Origin of the sequence: Vibrio sp. OPT46, assembly GCF_015163535.1 — a bacterium.
Lineage (GTDB): Bacteria > Pseudomonadota > Gammaproteobacteria > Enterobacterales > Vibrionaceae > Vibrio > Vibrio alginolyticus.
Map to the genome: position 1 here is coordinate 1 of NZ_JADDYG010000282.1, position 652 is coordinate 652.

Annotated in this window: 2 protein-coding genes; one reads left to right on the top strand and one right to left on the bottom strand. The window is 40.3% G+C overall.

The window, feature by feature from the left end; translation table 11 throughout:
- Positions 1 to 187, top strand: a 187-nt coding sequence (locus IQR33_RS32940) for a hypothetical protein (protein ID WP_228013877.1), incomplete at its 5' end; no start/stop codon positions are given.
- Here the strand turns inward: IQR33_RS32940 and IQR33_RS12690 are convergent.
- On the bottom strand, positions 152 to 610 hold the full coding sequence (locus IQR33_RS12690) for a hypothetical protein (RefSeq protein ID WP_031815842.1): 459 nt from the start codon (positions 608 to 610) through the stop codon (positions 152 to 154). The two genes, IQR33_RS32940 and IQR33_RS12690, sit on opposite strands and share 36 nt — an antisense overlap.
- Between the last annotated feature and the right edge of the window lie 42 nt (positions 611 to 652).

Below are 652 nucleotides of genomic sequence, written 5' to 3' on the forward strand. Positions count from 1 at the left end.
AAAGGCTGAATTGAAATCAACAGCATCATTAAAAATAATTATTGCAAAACAGATATTCGATACAAGCATGATCCCTAATTCTAACTTTGAATGGGGCAGAAACGAGTTACGAGCCAACCTACCCCAATTGCACTTTAAGCATAAGGGGGTGTTATTTGATTGGCGTCACTACCGAATTTTCATCTAATAGCTCTTGTTGAAGGTCAAACACCCTGAAACGGAGCCTAGCATTTTCAGCTTCTAACTGCTTTCTTGCCTCAATTGCATTGTTTCGTTGAACCCTGTACTTGTTTTTCAAATCATTGGCTTTTTTCAAATCGTGTTTTAGCCTATCAAGCACAGATAAAGGGGCATCTAGCTCAATATCTAAACCTGTTGTCATTGCTTTGTCACGGTTGAGGTTGTATTCCTCGATAACAGGTTTAGCATAGTCCACAAACTCTTTAAACTTATGGACATAACTATTGCCAAGCTGGGCTTCATTATTAATGCGGTTCAACGTGAGTTTACCCGTGGCTTTAACATGAAGCGGCTTGCCATCTAACAAGCGCTGGAATGCATTGACTAGCACTCCCTCGGTCTTGTTGGTCGCCTTATACTCTACTTTCATGACCATACCGCCTTAATATCATCTTTGAAGCTATCAAATGGG

What these genes read in the sequence shown, in the direction of transcription:
- IQR33_RS12690 (WP_031815842.1), bottom strand. Translation starts at nt 610, where the DNA reads ATGAAAGTAGAGTATAAGGCGACCAACAAGACCGAGGGAGTGCTAGTC.